Origin of the sequence: Halodesulfovibrio marinisediminis DSM 17456 (genome assembly GCF_900129975.1) — a bacterium.
GTDB lineage: Bacteria > Desulfobacterota > Desulfovibrionia > Desulfovibrionales > Desulfovibrionaceae > Halodesulfovibrio > Halodesulfovibrio marinisediminis.
In genome coordinates, this window is sequence record NZ_FSRG01000007.1 from 202491 (window position 1) to 219762 (window position 17272).

The window sequence follows — 17272 nt, forward strand, 5'->3', positions numbered from 1 at the left end:
GCTCATGATTCGTTTTAGTCGAATGGGCTTTAGTATTTTGACTTGGTCGGGCGAGCTGTACTGGGACTTGCAGCTTTCTGACTAGTGGCTAGACCCATATTCTCGAATTATTTCGAGAAGGTATTAAGTCATAGCTGCGGGTGACGGATGAAGGTCTGTTGTCCCTGTGCACGTTTTTAGCCGCTCTATATGTTGAGTGTAAAAGCGTGAAAGAAGCGACAGGAGTATGCTGATGGAAAGCTTTATGTCATGGCTGGAGATGATCGACGGATGGGTATGGGGTCCTGTAATGCTGACTCTGTTGGTAGGTACTGGTCTTTTGCTCACAATTATGCTGAAAGGTTTGCAGTTTAGAAAGCTTGGCTATTCTCTCTATCTGGCGCTTATTAAGCGTAAAGATGATGATGCAGAAGAAGGGGATATTACTAACTTTGAAGCTTTAATGACCGCTCTTTCTGCAACTGTTGGAACCGGTAACATTGCTGGTGTTGCTACTGCGATTGCCGTTGGTGGTCCAGGCGCATTGTTCTGGATGTGGATTACCGGCCTTGTTGGTATGGCTACCAAATTCGGTGAGGCCGTACTTGCTGTAAAATACCGCGTTAAAGATGAGAATGGCGAAATGTGTGGTGGTCCAATGTACTACATCGCACGTGGTCTTGGTTGGAAAGGCCTGGGTTCTGCTTTCGCATTCTTTGCAGCTGTTGCTGCCTTCGGTATCGGTAACATGGTACAGTCTAACTCTGTAGCACTTGCTGTTAAAGACACCTTCGGTATTGATCCATTCATTGTTGGTGTAGCTCTCGCTGTTTTGACTGCTCTCGTAGTTCTTGGTGGTATTAAGTCTATTGGTAAAGTTACCTCTATCCTTATTCCGATCATGATTGTATTCTACGTTGGTGGTGCTCTGTTTATTCTTCTTACAAACGTTGAAAAAATCGGCCCTGCTTTCGGCCTTGTTTTCGAATACGCATTTAACCCTGTTGCAGCTACTGGTGGCTTTGCTGGCGCAACTGTTGCTGCAGCTATTCGTTTTGGTGTTGCACGTGGTGTGTTCTCCAACGAATCCGGTCTTGGTTCTGCTCCAATTGCTGCGGCAGCAGCACAAACCAAGCACCCTGTAGATCAGGCTCTCGTTTCCATGACTCAGACCTTCATCGATACAATCGTTATCTGTACCATGACTGGTCTTGTAATTATCATGTTTAACTGGGATTCCGGTCTTACTAGTTCTTCCCTTACTACTGAAGCATTCCGTCTCGGTTTTGAAGGTGGACAGTACATCGTAACCATTGGTCTCATTCTCTTCGCATACTCCACCATTCTTGGTTGGTGTTACTACGGTGAGAAATCTATTGAATACCTCCTTGGTGCTGGCGCAATTAAACCTTACCGCCTTGTGTACATTGCAGCTATTCTCTTTGGTTCTGTACAGAAAGTAGGTCTGGTTTGGACATTGGCAGACATATTCAACGGTCTCATGGCTCTTCCAAACTTGATTGGCCTTATCTTCCTCAGCCCTGTTATTGTTCGCGAAACCCGTGAATACTTTGCAATGAAAGAAGGTATTGCACCTGAAGCATTGCTTCAGGCAGAAGACACAAACAAATAATTAACTGAACAAGTAGAAAAGCCCCTTCTGAATTCTCAGAAGGGGCTTTTTTTGTCACAAAAAAGAATTGCTGCGGTGACATAGAGAAGTGTGTGACCTGATACTGCTAGAGTTCTACTGTAACTTTTGAAATAAATTGATAACGAAGATATAAAGCTATGTTGAGTTAGATGTACATAGCTTGCCGTGCGCGGAAAGCTATAAGTTGTTTTGAAGAATTCAGCTTTTTGAAGTTCTTATTTAATCGTCGGAACTTGTAACTCTTAGGGAGAAGTGAGCAATGAAAAAAAGTACAAATCGTCGTCAATTTCTTCAGGCTGGTGCTTTTACACTGATGGGGATGTCTTTAATGGGAAGCAAAGCTTTTGCTGCTCCAAGTAAAACAGGCTTTGCTCCAGTACGTTTTGGTGTGATCTCTGATCCGCATCTTGATATTAAAGGTAAAAACGGCATGAAGATGAGCGCAGCAAGTGTGGATTGCGTTCGTCAGGCCGTGAACGGACTTAATCAGGAAAAAGAATTATCTTTTGTAGTTGTTACTGGGGACTTGCTTCTTGATGGTGAAAAGCAGAATGCAGAAGCTATTAAAGAATTATTGGATACTTTGAAGGTGCCGTATTTTGTTATTGCTGGTAACCACGATTTTGTTCCTGTAAATCCCGCGAAGCATCGTGGTGGCTTTGATTATCTCACTATTGAAGAGTTCGTTAAGTTTTTTGAAGGCAAAGGCTATGATGGTTCTGGTAAGCGGTACTGGGCACATTCTATTGTTCCTGGTCTGCGTATTATTGGTCTTGATGCCAACCTGCCTCATGAAGAAAAGAAATGGGGTGGTGTGCTCCCGCAGGAACAGTTGGAGTGGCTTGATAAGCAGCTGACAGAGCACAAAGACGAAATGAATATCGTATTCATGCATCACAATGTTATTCCTTGGTCCAGTGATGAACTGAAGGGCGGTCCGAAGCAGTGGTTCTGTGTGGACAATGCTGAAGCAGTTCGTGCGGTATTGGAAAAACATGCTGAAGCAGCACCGCTTATGATTACAGGGCATCGTCATATTGGCATGCGTGTGAATGAGCTTGCTGGCGTGAACTATATGGTTGCCCCGTCTGCTAACACACACCCTATGCGATACTCTGTCTTGACGGTATCACCGGAGGCGGTGACATGGAAAACTCCTATGGTAGGTGTTCCTGAATCAGTACATGTTGAGGCTCGTAGTAATTTGCTAGGCGCGAAATGGTGGCGTGAAACTCAGTATGCAGAACGCAGTGGAACGAATGATGTTGAGGTTCTTGAATTCTACGAAAAAAATTCTCAGAGAATCGGTACAAAGATACTTTAGCTACTTATTAGTCCGATTTATGGTATGAAAAAGCCCCGCAGAAAATTTCTGCGGGGCTTTTATTTAGCAATGTAAGCAAACTTTATAAGGCTGCTTTAGCAAGAGCTTCTGGGGTCAGTGACGCCAGTGTTTCTGTCATCACACGTTGCTGTGCAACCTGTAAGAATAAACGTACCTGAGAGAGTTTAAACTGAGCAAGTTCAACACCCTCAAGCTTGGAAGGGCGAGGCAGTTGCGCTGTAAGCGGATTAACTGCTTTACCATTCTTGCGCACTTCAAAATGTAAGTGCGGTCCAGTGGAACGACCTGTATTCCCAACATACCCGATAATATCACCAGCTTTTACTTTGCTGCCGCGCTTGAGCCCTTTTTTGAACTTTCGCATATGTGAGTATGTTGTCTGGGTGGATTTATCGTGACGGAGGCTGATGTGGTTACCAAATCCGCCTTTGCGTCCAATAAAGTCAATTGTACCGTCTGCCACAGCATAAATGGGGGTCCCCCGTCGTGCTGCGTAATCTACTCCTTTATGCATCAATCTGCGCTTAAGGACAGGGTGGCGACGGTAACCGAACTTGGAAGAAAGGCGAGCATTCTTAACAGGTTCGATTTTTCCTTTGCTGACAGTGGTGTTCCCGTTTGCGTCGTAGTACGATCCTCCTGATTCTCCTTCAAAGTAGTAGAGTTGCAGGGCTGGGGTTTTTCCTAAACGAACGTACTGGATACGCGGGGCAATGCCAGAGGCTTTTGGGTAGACTTCGTAAATAACTTCAAAGTCTTTATTAGCAATGGTTTTTCTAGTTAGTTTCTTTCTCTTCGCTAACAGCTTTTCGGCTTGTTTTGCCAGAGAGGCCGGGAGTCCAAAATGCTGTGCATCTTTAACAAATGAGTTCTTGATGACACCTACAACGTACTGCAATTTTCCCTTGTACTGAGTACGCTCGACGCCAGCTTTGTACGTGCCGTTTGGCTGCAATCTTACAGCAAAACGTTTGGTTTTGTTAAGCTGTACACTGAGCTGCACTAATTCCTTTCTTTTTGTTTTTGGAATCTTGCGCAGTGATAGGGTGATAGTTTCCCCTACGTCGAATCGGAAAGCCTTTTGTTTTAATGTGGTAGCAACGATTTGACGCTGTTGCTTTAGCGGAACGCCAGCTTTTTTGAGCACCCCATACAGGGTGTCCCCTCTTTTTACTGTAACCTTTTTGGTAATGAGTTGTTCGTTGGCGAAATCTGGGAGCTGCTCCGTAGGGAGCGGCTTTTTGGGATTACCTTGTTCTAAACCGTTTAAGAGATAGGAAAGATCGTAACGTTTAGTTATAGATGCGGTACTAGTCGCAGAAGCGTTTGCAAGATTAGGGAGTGCAAGTAGTGAAGTAAATAGTAGTAACGCGACGGTAAAAAACAGATAATCCTTTTTTTGTTTGGTTAAAAAATAGCTTTTCATAAGTGTTTTCTCGTTTCCCAATGCTCGGAGTGCACTACTTGCTTCGATGATACTTGTCTACCCCTTCTTTTTTGGGTGAAATTATACACAGTTGAATAGCTGTAACGTTATTCCGATTATAATCATCATCGCATTGTTTACATTTTTTAACATTATGCAGGTGAGTATTCTCTTTTATATGGCGTCCACCCTTCTCTCGCATGTATGGAACCATGTCATCACCCTCGTATCACCCTTGTTTCACTGAATTTGAAAAAAATATGCATTAGAGTCGCCCTGCGTGCTGAGCACAGGGCGTTTTTGTTTTTGTGTCAGTATTTTTACAGGGTAGAGATGCTGCCGGTTGGCTATTTTGATGTGATCATACTTGGCGAAGTTGGTTAGATCGGTTGATGGTTAGAATTAGTACAACCGGCAGTTATTCAAATTGTAAGGAGAGTTGAGATGGGCGGAGGAAAAGGAAAGATTTCTGTTTCAGCGCCACCACCAGCACCTGTGCCTCCTGCGGCTCCACCGGTGCAGGAACAGAATACTGTGAGTAAGACTGAGATGTATTCCAGCATCACAAGCCGTCAGGCTGGTAAGGACAGCAGACGAGCAACTATTTTGACAGGTAGCCAGGGGGATGAGTCGGAGGCGCAGCTGAAGAAAAGTACCCTGCTTGGTAGCTAAGATTACGGAGGCCTGTCCTGAGGAGCCGTAATGGCAGTTCGGAGAATAGGCAGAAGGAAGGATTATGTCCCAATCATTATTAAAGGCCGTCAGAACTACGAGCGCGTTTTTGGAGGCGCAGAAGCAAGACTGGGAACCTGCATGGCGGGATGTGGCGCATTATATTGTGCCGCATAAGGGGACTTTTGGTTTTTCAGACTCTGGAAGCACTTCTCGGTTCAGTAAGAAGATTATTGATGGAACGGCATCTAGGTCAATCCGCATTCTTGCAGCAGGAATGCAGAGTGGGCTTACGTCTCCGGCGCAGCCGTGGTTCAGGCTGCGACTCGTGGATAGGGATTTGATGGAGTATGCACCGGTACGTTTGTGGCTCGATGCTGTTGAGAACCGCATTTACAACGAACTGGCACATGCAGGGTTTTATCAGGCAGCCCACAGTATGTACTCCGAGCTCGCAGCATTCGGCTCAGCAAATATGTACATGGCGTCGGATGAGAAAAGACCTTTCAGTTTTTCTTGTTTGACATGCGGTGAGTACGCATGGGCGTCAGACCGTTATGGAAAAATAGACACCGTGCTTCGCCGCACAAAAATGACTGTTCGTCAGGTGGCAGCACTGTTTGGTGAGGAGGGTTTGTCCGCAACTGCCCGACGAATGCTGGCACGTGATCCGTACAATATGATTGAGGTTGGGCACCTTGTTTGCCCGCGAGAGGGGAAAAGCATTGTTGTTTCTGGGAAAAGCAAACCATTTTTCGTGGGTAAGAAAAACATGCCGTGGGCATCCATTACATTTGAAATGGGAACAGACGCGACCACAGTCTTGAATGAAAGTGGCTTTATGGAATTCCCTCATTTGTGCGGTAGATGGGATGTAACAGGCATGGATACTTACGGGTATTCACCGGCAATGGATGTAATGCCGGATGTAAAGATGCTTCAGGAAATGGCAAAGAGCCAATTGCTTGCGGTGCATAAGGTGGTGAATCCGCCAATGCGTGTACCAGCGGGCTATAAGCAGCGTCTGAATCTTATTCCGGGTGCACAGAACTTTGTAAACAGCACACAGCAGGATGCGGTTTCTCCGCTGTATCAAATTAATCCTGATATTCAGGCTGTTTCTTATAAGATAGATGATGTGCGCCGAGGTATCCGCGAAGGCTTTTTTAATGACCTGTTCTTAATGTTCACGGGAGAAGGGCGCAGCAATATCACCGCAACAGAGGTGCTTGAGCGTAGTCAGGAAAAGATGGTCATGCTCGGACCGGTCATAGAGAGACATCAGACAGAAATCCTTGATCCGTTGCTGGCGCGAATGCTTGGTGTTCTCCAGCGTAGCGGAAGAATGCCGGAAGCTCCACCGGAGTTGGATGGCAGAGCGCTGGAAGTAGAGTACGTGTCTGTGCTTGCTCAGGCGCAGAAGCTTGCAGGCTCTAATGCAATCCGCCAGTTGACGGAACAGGTTGGAAGAATGGCGACAGTGGCCCCGTCAGTTCTCGATAAATTGGATTTTGATCAATGTGTGGATGAGCTTGCTTCTACAGCAGGTGTCCCGGCACGGGTTCTCAGGTCTGATGAAGATGTTGCGGCGCGACGTGAGGCTGCAAGGGCTCAAGCTACAGAGCTTCAAGCTCCGGAACAAATTGAAAAGATGGCAAGTGCTGTTTCTTCTGTTGTGGGAGCTACTAAAGAGTCTCCTGAACTTCTTGAAATGGTTGGTTCTGTAGTTGGCAGTGGAACGGACGTGAAGTCACAGAAACTGCTTAAGGAAGCTCTGACATTCACTGGACGGTAGACTGTGGAGAGAAAATGCAGACAGATACAGAACTGCAAGGGCTGTGTGAATTGAGTGAAACAGAACTCTCGCGGCTATTAGCAGAAGACTATGGTGTGGAACAGGCACGAAGCGCAGACGCAGAGACTCGGATTATTTCGTATTTACAAGATTTACGGGAAGTGCTGCGCCTTGAATCTGGAGCAGGGGTGCGAGTGCTGCGCATGTGGCTGGATGAGGCATGTATGAATAACAGGCTTGCACGGGATGAGCATATGCGGGAGCGGGTGGCTCTATTGGAGTATGCGCGTGACCGCATGGCGGATGTCGCATTGGCTGATCCGGTATGCCACGTGCGATTGCAACTCCAGTTTTCTCAGGAGTGGGCGGCAACTGGGAACAGCGGAATGTAACTAGCGGTTGGGATAACAATGAACGGAACTCGGTAGCACCGTCGAAAACGGGAGGGTAGATATGCATACCGTGATGGATAAAACAGGTACTGTGTCGGATTTGAAAGCGGATGGGAGTAAGCAGGGCGTTTCTTCTGCCCCTGTTGTGGGTGCAGAACAGAATAGTTCAACAGGCGTAGGTGCCCATGGGCGGCCTGTACAATCCACTGCGAATACAGGACATACTGTATTGAGTGGCAACAGTCAGTCAAATCAACAAGGTGTGGAGGACGTGTCGCAGACTTTTTCAGCACAGGGAGAGAGTCAGTCTACAAATGGACAACAGGAGTCCGCGGGCTCTCAGGTTGGGCAGATGTCGCCGTTTGCTGTGAAGTTTCCAGACGATATTCCTGTAAGCCAGGAGCTGTTGGATAATTATCAGGCGTTTTGTGCGGACTGTGGATTGAGTAACGAGCAGGCTCAACAGGCGGTAGACTTTTACTTGAAGGAACAGACGCGCCAGATGGATGCTGAGCGTGAGCTCTCTATGAATATTTTGCAGAACGGCGCATGGAAAGGACAGTTTGAACAGCGCCTAGCGGTGGCAAACAGTGCAGTGCGTGCCTTGGATACACAGCTTGGTGGACGCCTGAAGCCGATGCTTGAGGCAGGGTTGGGTAACAACCATGTGTTTGCAGAAATGATGGCCTGTGTGGGGGATCTGCTTCAGGAGGAGAATTTTATTCCGCATGCGGGTGGCAGTGCGACAGCACGCTCTATGTCTACTGAAGATTTCTTACGTAACGAAGTATTTAAAACCCGTTAGGAGGGGTGAATTATGGGTGCAACACTGAAAGAGCTCGCAACTGTTCACAGCACAAAGCAGCCACAGCAGGTGGATAGCTTAACCGAGGAAGCACCGGTACTGGGGGTTATTCCATTTGAGGAAGCATCCCATGGCCTGTGGAACATGTACGAGGATGTGACAGACGTTGAAGGTGCAGGTTGGGTTGAAATGAATGCGCCTTTACCGGGGGTGGATGTAACCAGCGATCTTAAAAAAGTCGATCTTTCCATTCTTGGCGGTGAAATTGAGTGTCCGGAAGATACTGCTCGTATGTTTGGCAGTAAGGAAGCCTACTTTGCACGCAAGCTTCCTAAGATTATCCGTAAATCCGGTATGGCTGCGGAACAGCGCATTATCTACGACAACTTTCTCCGCTGGGCAGCAGATAACAAGCGTGTGGTAAGTGCCGGCGCTTCTACTGACGATTGCTACTCAATTATTGCTGTACGTTTTGTGTCTGGTGAAACCACCGGCCTGTATTCTAGCGAAAGCTTTAAGCAGGGCACATTGCTTGATGTACAGCCAATCAACGGCGGTCAGCTTTATAAGGCGTCTTCTGGGAAGCATGAAGGAGTTCTCTGTTATGGCTGTCGCTTGAAAGCCTATTTCGGTTTGCAGATTGCCAATGCGTATTCTGTAGCAGCTTTGGTTAACATCAACAAAAGTAACACACCTACTGCGATGATGATTGATGACCTTCTTGCAGATGTGCGTGCGACCTCTGGCACTACATATCTGTTTATGCATGGTAAGGCGCAGACTTTGCTCAATGAACATAAAGGGAAATCACTTCAGGTGCTCCCTGGCGGTCGCGATCTTGATCGTCAGATTACTCACTGGAACGGTGTGGAAATTGTGACTTCATACAACTTCCTTGATGGTACAGAAGCAGCGCGAACTGTGTAACGAAATGAGGTGAGACAACAATGTATAAGCATACCTTGCGAGTAAACGGCGAGTATTTGGCAAAGGCGCAGACTCTTCCTGCTAACAGCAGCTCTGTAGGAAACGGTGGTTCTATTAAAGCAGGTTCTACCATGGGGGCTGTTGAAGTTGTGATGGCGGCGGCGGATGCTGTGAGTATTCCGGCTTCTACCCAGCTGACCTTACAGCTTGAAGGTAGTGACGATAATACAACCTTCACTTTGCTGCCTGTGAATTTTGTTGTGACCACTGCGGGCAGCGTAACAAAGTACAAGAAAGGCGAAGAACTTGCTCGTCTGCCTATTCCGTCTAATGCCCCAAAGCATGTTCGTTGCAGAATAGTTACGAATAAGACGGGAGTGACTGGAGGCGTGGATGTCTTCTGTGACTTCCTGCCTCGATAAGTAATAAAACGCGATATCAAAGGGCGTTATCCATAATGTCCAGAGGGTATGCCCAGCTCTCTGGACATGTAAGGATTTATGAAAAGGAAGTATTTATGAGGTCAGCAGTATCCATCTGCAATAAAGGTTTGCAGTTTGTAGGAGGCAGTCCCATCAGTTCACTGGAAGAAAAAACACGCGGGGCCGAGTTATGTAGTTATCTGTATGAAGAGGTTCGCGATGAATTGCTGGAGGCGCATCATTGGAGTTTTGCAACTCGTTACGAACGGCTGCCCAAGCTACCCGACAGTCCGCCATTTGGTTTTGAATGGGCGTATCAGCTTCCAGCAGACTGCATTGGTGTACGCCAGTTACAGGACGGCAAACCGTTTGAAGTTGTGGAGCGACGTGTTTTGTACACGGATAGTAATCCGGCAAAGGCTATCATTACAGTACGAGTGACAGATCCAGCGCAGTATCCAGCGCTTTTTGTTGAGGTGCTGGCACGCAAACTCGCTGCTGAGCTGGCCGTGCCCTTGATGAACAGTACAAAGCTTGAACAAACTATGTATCGCAAGTTTGCTGATGCCTTTGCACGGGCTGCGGCGGTAGATGGAGCAGAAGGTGTACAGCAGGTTGACGAGTCTGATGGTTGGTTACAGGCCAGAACGCTATAAGTCTTTAGGCGGGGTAACGGGAGAGAAGAATGAGTGCGGTCACTGTAATACAGAACAACTTTAACGGGGGTGAGTTATCTCCTCTCATGGGAGCCCGGACAGATCAGGTTAGGTACGGGAACGGCTGTACAAAATTACACAACATGCTGGTGCTTCCTCATGGGCCAGCATTGCGGCGACCGGGGTTTCAGTTCATAGGCAAGTGTCGTGAGAACACCTCCCGTGTCAGGCTTATTCCTTTTTCATTTAATGTAGACCAGACATATATTCTTGAGTTTGGAAATAAATATATTCGGGTGTGGAAGGATGGTGGTCTAGTTGTTAACAAAACAGGTACTCCTATAGAAATTGGAACTCCATGGACTAGCGAGATGCTGGACTTTCTTTCAATCTGTCAGTCTGCGGATGTCCTTTTTATTGCGAGCAGCTTTACTCTGCCTCATAAGTTGTGCCGTGGAGGCCATGCTCTGTGGTACATTGAACAGATGGTTTTGGGTAGCAGTATGAAGCCGCCGATAAACTTGAATGCGCAGAGTAAGGGAATCGCTTCAAGAGAGTATTCATATGTGGTTACTGCTATTGATCCATTTACTAGGGAAGAAAGTGAGCCCTCTGAAGCAATAACATTTCAGGGACCTGAAACTATTTCTGTTGCCTCTACTGTAACACTCACATGGCAGTCGGAACAGGCTGACGCTGTTTATGCCATCTATAAGTGCTGGAATGAGTCCGGAAAATATGGATTTGTAGGACATGCCTCCAGCAAAAAATGGGTAGATCGCGGGGCAACTCCTGATTTTTCAGAGGGATATCCAGTTTCTCGTAAATTATTTCAGCGTGTTGATGAGTATCCAAGTGCAGTGCAGTTTTATCAACAGCGATTGTGTTTTGCTGCAACCCGCAGTCAGCCACAGACAATCTGGATGAGTCGCTCGGGAAGCTATACGAATTTCAATATATCTGACCCGTTACGTGATGATGACGGTATTGCTGCAACTCTTGCTGCAGAGAGGGTGAACAAGATTGAATGGATGGTTCCGGGGCGACAACTCATAGTTGGCACAGCGGGAAGTGAATGGAGCCTGAGTGGCGGAGATAACAAGGCTGTCACCCCGTCCTCAATCAAGTTCGAACGACAAAGCACCATTGGTGCAGCACCTGTTCCACCTCTGGTTGTTGGAGAAAGTATTCTCTTTTTACAGCAAGGAGGGAAAGTTATCCGTGAGTTCCTGTATTCCTTGCAGAAAGACGGATATATGGGGACTGAGCTTTCAATTCTTTCTGAACACTTGCTTAAAGGAAATCCTGTTGTGTCGTGGGCGTATCAGCAGGAGCCGTATTCTGTTGTGTGGTGCGTGCTGTCAGATGGCTCCTTGGCCGCCTTTACCTACGAGCGTGAGCATGATGTGGTTGGATGGCATAGACATGTGACTGAAGGAAAATTTGAGTCGGTATGTTGCATCAAGGGGAGTGAAGGGGATGAGCTGTGGTGTGTGGTCACGCGCAATGTTAACGGGGCAGCATATCGTTACGTTGAGCGACTGGCTCCATACAGTATGGATGGTATAGAGGAACAGTTCTTTGTTGATTCGGGTGTAAGCTATCGTGGAGAGAAAACAGCTACATTTTCAGGGCTTGATCATCTTGAAGGAAAGAGCATTCAGATTTTGGCTGATGGTTTTGTAATACCTCCGCAAGTTGTGTCAGAAGGTAGGATTATCTTGCCGTACGCTGCGTCTGTTGTGCATGCCGGATTACAGTACTCATCGGAACTTATTCCAACTGAGCAAGATGTGATGCTGAAAAGCGGCAGTAGTAGAGGGCGAACTAGGCGTGTAAACAGAATGTGTCTGCATCTGTACGAATCTTCGGGCGTTCAGGTCGGGGTTGGAAATGTAGAGCCTCTACCGGTGCTGTTGGGTGATGGTGCTGTCCTTGATGCTACACCTGCATTGTTTAGCGGGGAAACGGTTGTAGAGGTTAATGGCGGTTATGAAATGCAATCTAATGTTCTGTTTAGACAGGAAGAGCCGCTTCCTTTTACGTTACTTTCATATTCAATGCAGGTCGAAATAGGTGAACGATGATAGTCCGCAAGGCAACGATTGAGGACGCAATAGCGTTACGAGGGCGTTTGCGGCAGCAGGATTATGATGAGGTATGGGCAGCCTACGGGCATAATCCGGATGATGTGCTGGTTGCATGCGCCCGATTTTCTACAATGCTCTGGTGTGCAGAAAAAGGTGAGGCTATTGTGGCTGTATTCGGTGTTGCCCCTTCGATAGATGAATTGGGAGTAGGGCAACCTTGGTTGCTTGGAGCAGATGAAATTTGTTCCGATCCACGGGTGTTTTTTCGTTGGCCGAAGCAAATTCTATTATTGATGCATCGGGCTTTTCCGGTGCTTAGAAATAGGGTTGATGCCCGTAATACCAGGTCGATTTGCTGGCTTCGGAGAATGGGGTTCACCATTGAAGATACTTCTGTACCGTATGGTCCGTTCAATATGCCGTTTTATGTTTTTTATAAGGAGGAAAGAGTATGTGTTCCGTCGTGGGGGTAGGTGTTTTGCTGAGCGTTGCTGCGTCGGCAGTGGCGAGTAATCAGGGGAGTGCAAAAATCAAAACCAGTGGCTACGCAGTTAATACGGCACCGGTTGATGCATACGCAGCACAGCAAAAAGCAAGTTATGCTTTGGCGGAGGGAGAGCGTAACGTTGAACGGGAGCGGCGTAACTACCTCCAATCTGAAGGTCGCATACAAAGTACGTTTGCGGCAAACAATGTATCTCTTGCTTCTGGAAGTGCACTTGATCTGCTTGTAAATAACAGAGCCTATGCTCAGGAGCGGATGAACGATATTCGTTATGAAAGTGAAATTAAAGCATGGGAATATGATGTGGCCAAAACCAAGGCTGAAGCCCGCAGTGTTACTCCGAGACAGTCTTATGAACGAGATTCGTGGGAAGAGACACTTTCTGACCCGTTATTTCTTATTCAATCAGCACAAAAAGGGCTTTCACTATTTAAGTAAGGGCTAATGACCATGCGTAATACTGATAAGAAAGCTATGCCTGTGGATTCTGTAGAGGCGTTGCAAGCTCTTGAGAAAGTTGTAAGTGCCGAGCAGGAAATGCGTTCGGTGGCAGATAACGGACTGACGTCTGGTGCAGCCGTTTCTGAAGTTTTTTTTGAAGCGATGTCCGGTGGAAACGACTTTACAAAAGGTGCAGTTGCTTCTCAGCTGATAGGCAGTGCCGTGCTACATTCACAGTCAGAACTGTTTGCAAACAAAAAGCAGATAGAAGAGCACGCAGAAGTATTGTGCCGTACCCGTCTTAAAGGGTTGTGTGATGATGCTATGCTTCTTGGTCGTGCGTATGCAACTGCTAGTGAGTCAGCAAGTGACGATGTTTCTCGGAAAAGTATGCTGGAAGCTTTGAATGACTTACTGGAGAAGATGTCACAGACTGAAGATTTGGTATGGGCAGTCAGAGGTGAGAACTGTGCAGAGAACATGGTACAGAAGCGTACAAATACTTCAGCTCTGTTGTGCAGTTTCCTTTCTGAGATTGCTGTCTATAATCCTAATGCTGCATCGGTACTATTTGCAGAACGCAAAGAGTTGCTTCGGAAGGCAGATGCAGAGACCGTGTCGAATATTCTTTTGCGCAGTGCAAGTGATCATGCTTATAGTATACTTTTAAAAACACTGACTACCGATGATCCGCATCAACGTGTGGAAGAACTATATACTTCTTGTCATGAGACTTCGCCAACATCTTTAAATATTTCAGAAAAAAGTCATTCGTTCTTGTTGGAACGGGTTGAAGCAGAGCGTGCACAGTTTTTCCAGATTGATACTATGCTTACAGCGGTAAAACGAAGAAATGCAGCACGAGAGATGTGTGAGTTTTTGGTCAATGGCGATAGAGTACAGGCAGTAGCAGTTTTGTATGATTCCAAGCTGTTTCCTGAAAGTGACCGACAAGCTCTATTACACGTGTTGCGCAAACAGCGGTGGGAAACGAAGCCTGAGAGGTTTGTCGAAGCCTTTGCTTCTGCTGTAAACGGTGAACGTGATGCAGAACCATATTGTGTTTTTCCAGATGAGGCGTTGGCTCCATATGATGTTCTGTTGCTGTATGATGTTCTAGAGGAGTATTCGCCGAAAATTCAGTTTGAAAATGAACGCCTATTAGACTTGTTGGAAAGAGCTCAATCAAAGTTGCAGATGCTGGTTACAGAACAAAAGATTAAATATGCAGATGCTGACTATAACCTAGAGCGGCGGGGTGTACTATTGGATGTGACCTTACTGCGCTATATATTTTTTTCTGTAATTTCGGCTCGAAAAGAAGATAAGGACATTTCTACGGTTTTGAATGCGTTGGAGAAAGATGTTTTTTGTTAGTCGCAGGCTATGCTCAATGTCCTGTTTGTTGTATAGCTTCTAGAAGGACTACAGCATATAATAAGACTAATTGATGTCTAGATTTTTTATAGAGGAAGATTCTTCTTATATGTAGATAGAATAGAGGATGATGTTGTTTGTTGTTTAATTAAGCTATACAATATAATGGAGCTTACACTTTTCTCTGATATCCTTTTATTTCTAAGTGATAGGAGTAGTCGTGTATCAACAGATGAAGTGTGTTCAACAGGTGTGTAGTGGTTCGTGTGGCCCGAATGGAAGAGCGTGCGAGTATAGCTCTCGTTTGCAGGATATTTTACAAGTTCAGTACAACATTGAGACGGCGTTACTTGAATCTGTGGTGAGAAATGCCACTGTCAAAGGGGTCGGGCGGTTGCACGATTTGCTATCAATGCAGGAAGCCGTGTTACATTCGGATGTCGAAACAAAGCTTGTTTTGCGTCGGTTCTATGAAGAGCTTTTTGTTTTGGCCTCAAACTGTATGTTGTCTATGCTTTCAGTGCAGTTGATACCGATGTTTGAAGAAGGTCGGGAACTATACATGTCAGTCGTGTTTAACCGAAAGGTGTTGTATGAGCATAATAAAAAGCTCGTGCGTTGTATTGAAGAGTTTGACGAAGTAGGTGCGTGTGCTGCTTTACGCGGCCAGTTGCTACGAATGGGAACATACTATTCTGTGTATCTTAATTGACAAAAAAGCCGCATAAAGCGGCTTTTTTTATGTGTACTCGGCAGCGGAAATATTCGTGCGGAAGCTGCGCGGGTGCTGCGAGTAAATCAGGCTGTTTTAGCAGAGAACTTTTTTGAAGTTACGCAAAACAGTCTTAAGCATGTTGTCAGATGGCTCAATAAAGCCAAAGTGCATGCCGCGAACAAGACCGACCATAGTAGCCATAAGCATGTCCGCTGTTTCCTGAGAATCAATGTCTGCGATGATTGAGCCGTCAAGTTTACCTTCTTCAATAGAGTCACAAAGGTAGCCAGTAACGTATGCATAGATTTCTTTGATCTGTACGAAGAAATCTTCGCTGTTACCGCAGTAACGGGTTGGTGCATCGCGGAAAATAAGGGAGAATTCCATGTGATTCTTTTTTACGAAGACGTAAAAAGATTTAATCACAGATTCTACTTTTTCAAGCGCATTTTCCGGCTCACGTACTTCAAGATATTTTTCAATATCTTCAATGAGCTGGTTTTTTACGTTTGTAATGAGTGTAAGAAAAATATCGTCTTTAGTGCGGAAGTGACGGAATATGGTACCTTCTGCAACACCTGCTTCTTTGGCGAGAAGACTGGTAGGTGTATTACTAAATCCACGTTCAGCAAAAAGACGTGCAGCAGTATCAAGAATAATATCGCGTTTCATGGTAGCCTCATACCTGTATTTGTCAGTATGTGAATCAGTTGCGCCAGTGTGTACTCGCACAGGTGAGAGGGGATAACGCGATACCGTGAGGCTGTCAACGACTTGAAGCAGATATTCGGTACGGGAGGCTATAAAATTTCACCTAGGGGCGAATAGCGTGCAGGGCACGTAGACCGTGCTTTTCTACAGATTTTCTGTTGTGTCTGTGCTGTGCTTGTAGACATCTCGCAAGGCCTTACCTGTTTGTACCACTGTCGATTCTAATTCTTTCATAAGATTAACAACTGCTTTTTGGTCTTGTGCCTCTGCTGCACGGGCAACGCAACTTGCCATTTTATCAATTTCGCGGAGTGCATATTTTTGTGCCTGCAGTTGTAGCCTTTCGGCAGTATGGAGAATTCCTGACATACTCTCTTGCTCAAGAAGAAGAGAGGCTTCTTCAAAAGTTTCCTGCAGTTGAGAGATTATTTTAGGAATTTGTGGAAGAAACACACTATCAATTACCTCTGCCGGATGGGACACTTTGTCTGAATTAAGTGTCAGGTGGCTTACTGCCTCAGTAAGGGGGGTATCATCCCAGGTTGGTGTCTCTTCATTGTTTTCAGTAATGCTGTTGAAGGCTTCATGGTTATCAGATGTTACACGGCTCTGGGCTTCTTGAGTTCTTCGTTCTTGAGCTATGCGTTCAAAAATCGCGTTTGTAGCTTCTTCGCTATCCAAATCATCAAAAGACAATAACGGTGGAGGTGTTATGCTGTTTTCTTCTTCCTCCATAATATGGTCATGTGCTTGATTTTCATCAAGTAGCAACTCTTCATTGTTGTCAGAAAATGCATCAGGTTGCTCAGACGTGTTTCCTGCCCCACTATTACTTTCGAGCACTTCTTTTAAGTACGCTTCCTCTTCTGGAGTAATCAGTTTTGGGGTGGGTAGCTCCGCGTCAGTAGAGTCATGCACAAGCGTTTCTTCAATTTCTTCTAAAATAAATTCTTCATCTACTTTGCCCTGTTCGTGTTCATCTGATTGCTTTGTGTATTCAGCGTTAAACTGGGTAGCGGACTGTTCAGCTTTTTCACAGTCTTCGTCCTTGTTGGGAGCGGGCTTCGCGTCATCAGTCAGGTCTTCAGTAACGTCATCTTGTTGGATGGATGAATCGATAGTTTCAAGAGGGTCTTCAGTTGAGTGACCATCATCAGCAGGTTGCTCTTTTTCAGTAAACTCTGACTGCAGAGTTTTCTTTACAATAGGTGAAGATGGTTCAGCATCAGCCTCTGAAGTAATTTCAAGTTCTTCCGTTGTGGTTTCTACTTGAATTATATCTTCTTTTAGCAGAACTATTGGCTCTGGCTCTGGCTCTGGCTCTGGCTCTGGCTCTGGCTCTGGCTCTGGCTCTGGCTCT

Annotated in this window: 16 protein-coding genes and 1 pseudogene; 14 read left to right on the forward strand and 3 right to left on the reverse strand. The window is 46.1% G+C overall.

Features of this window, described 5'->3' with window-relative positions; all coding sequences use genetic code 11:
* Positions 1-232: 232 nt before the first annotated feature.
* A complete protein-coding gene (locus BUR09_RS15050; RefSeq protein ID WP_074217770.1) occupies positions 233-1612 on the forward strand; it encodes an alanine/glycine:cation symporter family protein in 1380 nt (459 codons plus the stop codon).
* A gap of 280 nt (positions 1613-1892) precedes the next feature.
* On the forward strand, positions 1893-2957 hold the full coding sequence (locus BUR09_RS15055; RefSeq protein ID WP_074217771.1) for a metallophosphoesterase family protein: 1065 nt from the start codon (positions 1893-1895) through the stop codon (positions 2955-2957).
* An 82-nt stretch (positions 2958-3039) separates the two neighbouring features.
* On the opposite strand, the gene BUR09_RS15060 is transcribed toward BUR09_RS15055, so the two are convergent.
* Positions 3040-4404, reverse strand: coding sequence for a M23 family metallopeptidase (locus tag BUR09_RS15060; RefSeq protein WP_074217772.1), 1365 nt, complete (start codon positions 4402-4404; stop codon positions 3040-3042).
* Between the two features lie 444 nt (positions 4405-4848).
* On the opposite strand from BUR09_RS15060, the gene BUR09_RS15065 reads away from it, so the two are divergent.
* From BUR09_RS15065 to BUR09_RS15120, 12 genes are all read left to right on the forward strand, one after another.
* Positions 4849-5076 (forward strand): hypothetical protein, encoded by a 228-nt coding sequence (locus tag BUR09_RS15065; RefSeq protein WP_074217773.1) that lies wholly within the window; start codon positions 4849-4851, stop codon positions 5074-5076.
* 64 nt (positions 5077-5140) lie between these two features.
* Complete coding sequence (locus BUR09_RS15070; protein ID WP_074217774.1) at positions 5141-6871, forward strand: portal protein; 1731 nt, start codon at positions 5141-5143, stop codon at positions 6869-6871.
* Positions 6872-6885: 14 nt separating this feature from the next.
* Positions 6886-7263, forward strand: coding sequence for a hypothetical protein (locus tag BUR09_RS15075; RefSeq protein WP_074217775.1), 378 nt, complete (start codon positions 6886-6888; stop codon positions 7261-7263).
* Positions 7264-7324: 61 nt separating this feature from the next.
* A complete protein-coding gene (locus BUR09_RS15080) occupies positions 7325-8068 on the forward strand; it encodes a hypothetical protein (protein WP_074217776.1) in 744 nt (247 codons plus the stop codon).
* A gap of 12 nt (positions 8069-8080) precedes the next feature.
* Positions 8081-8995, forward strand: coding sequence for a major capsid protein (locus BUR09_RS15085; RefSeq protein WP_074217777.1), 915 nt, complete (start codon positions 8081-8083; stop codon positions 8993-8995).
* 20 nt (positions 8996-9015) lie between these two features.
* Positions 9016-9417, forward strand: a complete 402-nt coding sequence (locus BUR09_RS15090) for a hypothetical protein (RefSeq protein ID WP_074217778.1) — start codon at positions 9016-9018, stop codon at positions 9415-9417.
* A gap of 95 nt (positions 9418-9512) precedes the next feature.
* Positions 9513-10073: a hypothetical protein gene (locus BUR09_RS15095; protein ID WP_074217779.1), complete on the forward strand. Its 561-nt coding sequence runs from the start codon at positions 9513-9515 to the stop codon at positions 10071-10073.
* A 29-nt stretch (positions 10074-10102) separates the two neighbouring features.
* Complete coding sequence (locus tag BUR09_RS15100; protein WP_074217780.1) at positions 10103-12160, forward strand: hypothetical protein; 2058 nt, start codon at positions 10103-10105, stop codon at positions 12158-12160.
* Positions 12157-12636, forward strand: a complete 480-nt coding sequence (locus BUR09_RS15105; RefSeq protein ID WP_074217781.1) for a hypothetical protein — start codon at positions 12157-12159, stop codon at positions 12634-12636. Before BUR09_RS15100 ends, BUR09_RS15105 begins: the two co-directional genes overlap by 4 nt.
* Entirely contained in the window at positions 12615-13106 is a 492-nt protein-coding gene (locus BUR09_RS15110; protein ID WP_074217782.1) for a hypothetical protein, read from the forward strand. Before BUR09_RS15105 ends, BUR09_RS15110 begins: the two co-directional genes overlap by 22 nt.
* A 12-nt stretch (positions 13107-13118) precedes the next feature.
* Positions 13119-14486 (forward strand): hypothetical protein, encoded by a 1368-nt coding sequence (locus tag BUR09_RS15115; RefSeq protein WP_074217783.1) that lies wholly within the window; start codon positions 13119-13121, stop codon positions 14484-14486.
* Positions 14487-14706: 220 nt separating this feature from the next.
* Entirely contained in the window at positions 14707-15198 is a 492-nt protein-coding gene (locus BUR09_RS15120; RefSeq protein WP_074217784.1) for an FCD domain-containing protein, read from the forward strand.
* A gap of 96 nt (positions 15199-15294) precedes the next feature.
* On the opposite strand, the gene BUR09_RS15125 is transcribed toward BUR09_RS15120, so the two are convergent.
* Both BUR09_RS15125 and BUR09_RS16995 read right to left on the reverse strand, forming a co-directional pair.
* The gene (locus tag BUR09_RS15125) at positions 15295-15873 is read right to left on the reverse strand and encodes a TetR/AcrR family transcriptional regulator (RefSeq protein ID WP_074217785.1); all 579 of its coding nucleotides are present in this window, start codon (positions 15871-15873) and stop codon (positions 15295-15297) included.
* A 183-nt stretch (positions 15874-16056) separates the two neighbouring features.
* Positions 16057-17272, reverse strand: a pseudogene (locus tag BUR09_RS16995) (hypothetical protein); the annotation flags it as partial.

What these genes read in the sequence shown, in the direction of transcription:
- BUR09_RS15050 (WP_074217770.1), top strand. Translation starts at nt 233, where the DNA reads ATGGAAAGCTTTATGTCATGGCTGGAGATGATCGACGGATGGGTATGG.
- BUR09_RS15055 (WP_074217771.1), top strand. Translation starts at nt 1,893, where the DNA reads ATGAAAAAAAGTACAAATCGTCGTCAATTTCTTCAGGCTGGTGCTTTT.
- BUR09_RS15060 (WP_074217772.1), bottom strand. Translation starts at nt 4,404, where the DNA reads ATGAAAAGCTATTTTTTAACCAAACAAAAAAAGGATTATCTGTTTTTT.
- BUR09_RS15065 (WP_074217773.1), top strand. Translation starts at nt 4,849, where the DNA reads ATGGGCGGAGGAAAAGGAAAGATTTCTGTTTCAGCGCCACCACCAGCA.
- BUR09_RS15070 (WP_074217774.1), top strand. Translation starts at nt 5,141, where the DNA reads ATGTCCCAATCATTATTAAAGGCCGTCAGAACTACGAGCGCGTTTTTG.
- BUR09_RS15075 (WP_074217775.1), top strand. Translation starts at nt 6,886, where the DNA reads ATGCAGACAGATACAGAACTGCAAGGGCTGTGTGAATTGAGTGAAACA.
- BUR09_RS15080 (WP_074217776.1), top strand. Translation starts at nt 7,325, where the DNA reads ATGCATACCGTGATGGATAAAACAGGTACTGTGTCGGATTTGAAAGCG.
- BUR09_RS15085 (WP_074217777.1), top strand. Translation starts at nt 8,081, where the DNA reads ATGGGTGCAACACTGAAAGAGCTCGCAACTGTTCACAGCACAAAGCAG.
- BUR09_RS15090 (WP_074217778.1), top strand. Translation starts at nt 9,016, where the DNA reads ATGTATAAGCATACCTTGCGAGTAAACGGCGAGTATTTGGCAAAGGCG.
- BUR09_RS15095 (WP_074217779.1), top strand. Translation starts at nt 9,513, where the DNA reads ATGAGGTCAGCAGTATCCATCTGCAATAAAGGTTTGCAGTTTGTAGGA.
- BUR09_RS15100 (WP_074217780.1), top strand. Translation starts at nt 10,103, where the DNA reads ATGAGTGCGGTCACTGTAATACAGAACAACTTTAACGGGGGTGAGTTA.
- BUR09_RS15105 (WP_074217781.1), top strand. Translation starts at nt 12,157, where the DNA reads ATGATAGTCCGCAAGGCAACGATTGAGGACGCAATAGCGTTACGAGGG.
- BUR09_RS15110 (WP_074217782.1), top strand. Translation starts at nt 12,615, where the DNA reads ATGTGTTCCGTCGTGGGGGTAGGTGTTTTGCTGAGCGTTGCTGCGTCG.
- BUR09_RS15115 (WP_074217783.1), top strand. Translation starts at nt 13,119, where the DNA reads ATGCGTAATACTGATAAGAAAGCTATGCCTGTGGATTCTGTAGAGGCG.
- BUR09_RS15125 (WP_074217785.1), bottom strand. Translation starts at nt 15,873, where the DNA reads ATGAAACGCGATATTATTCTTGATACTGCTGCACGTCTTTTTGCTGAA.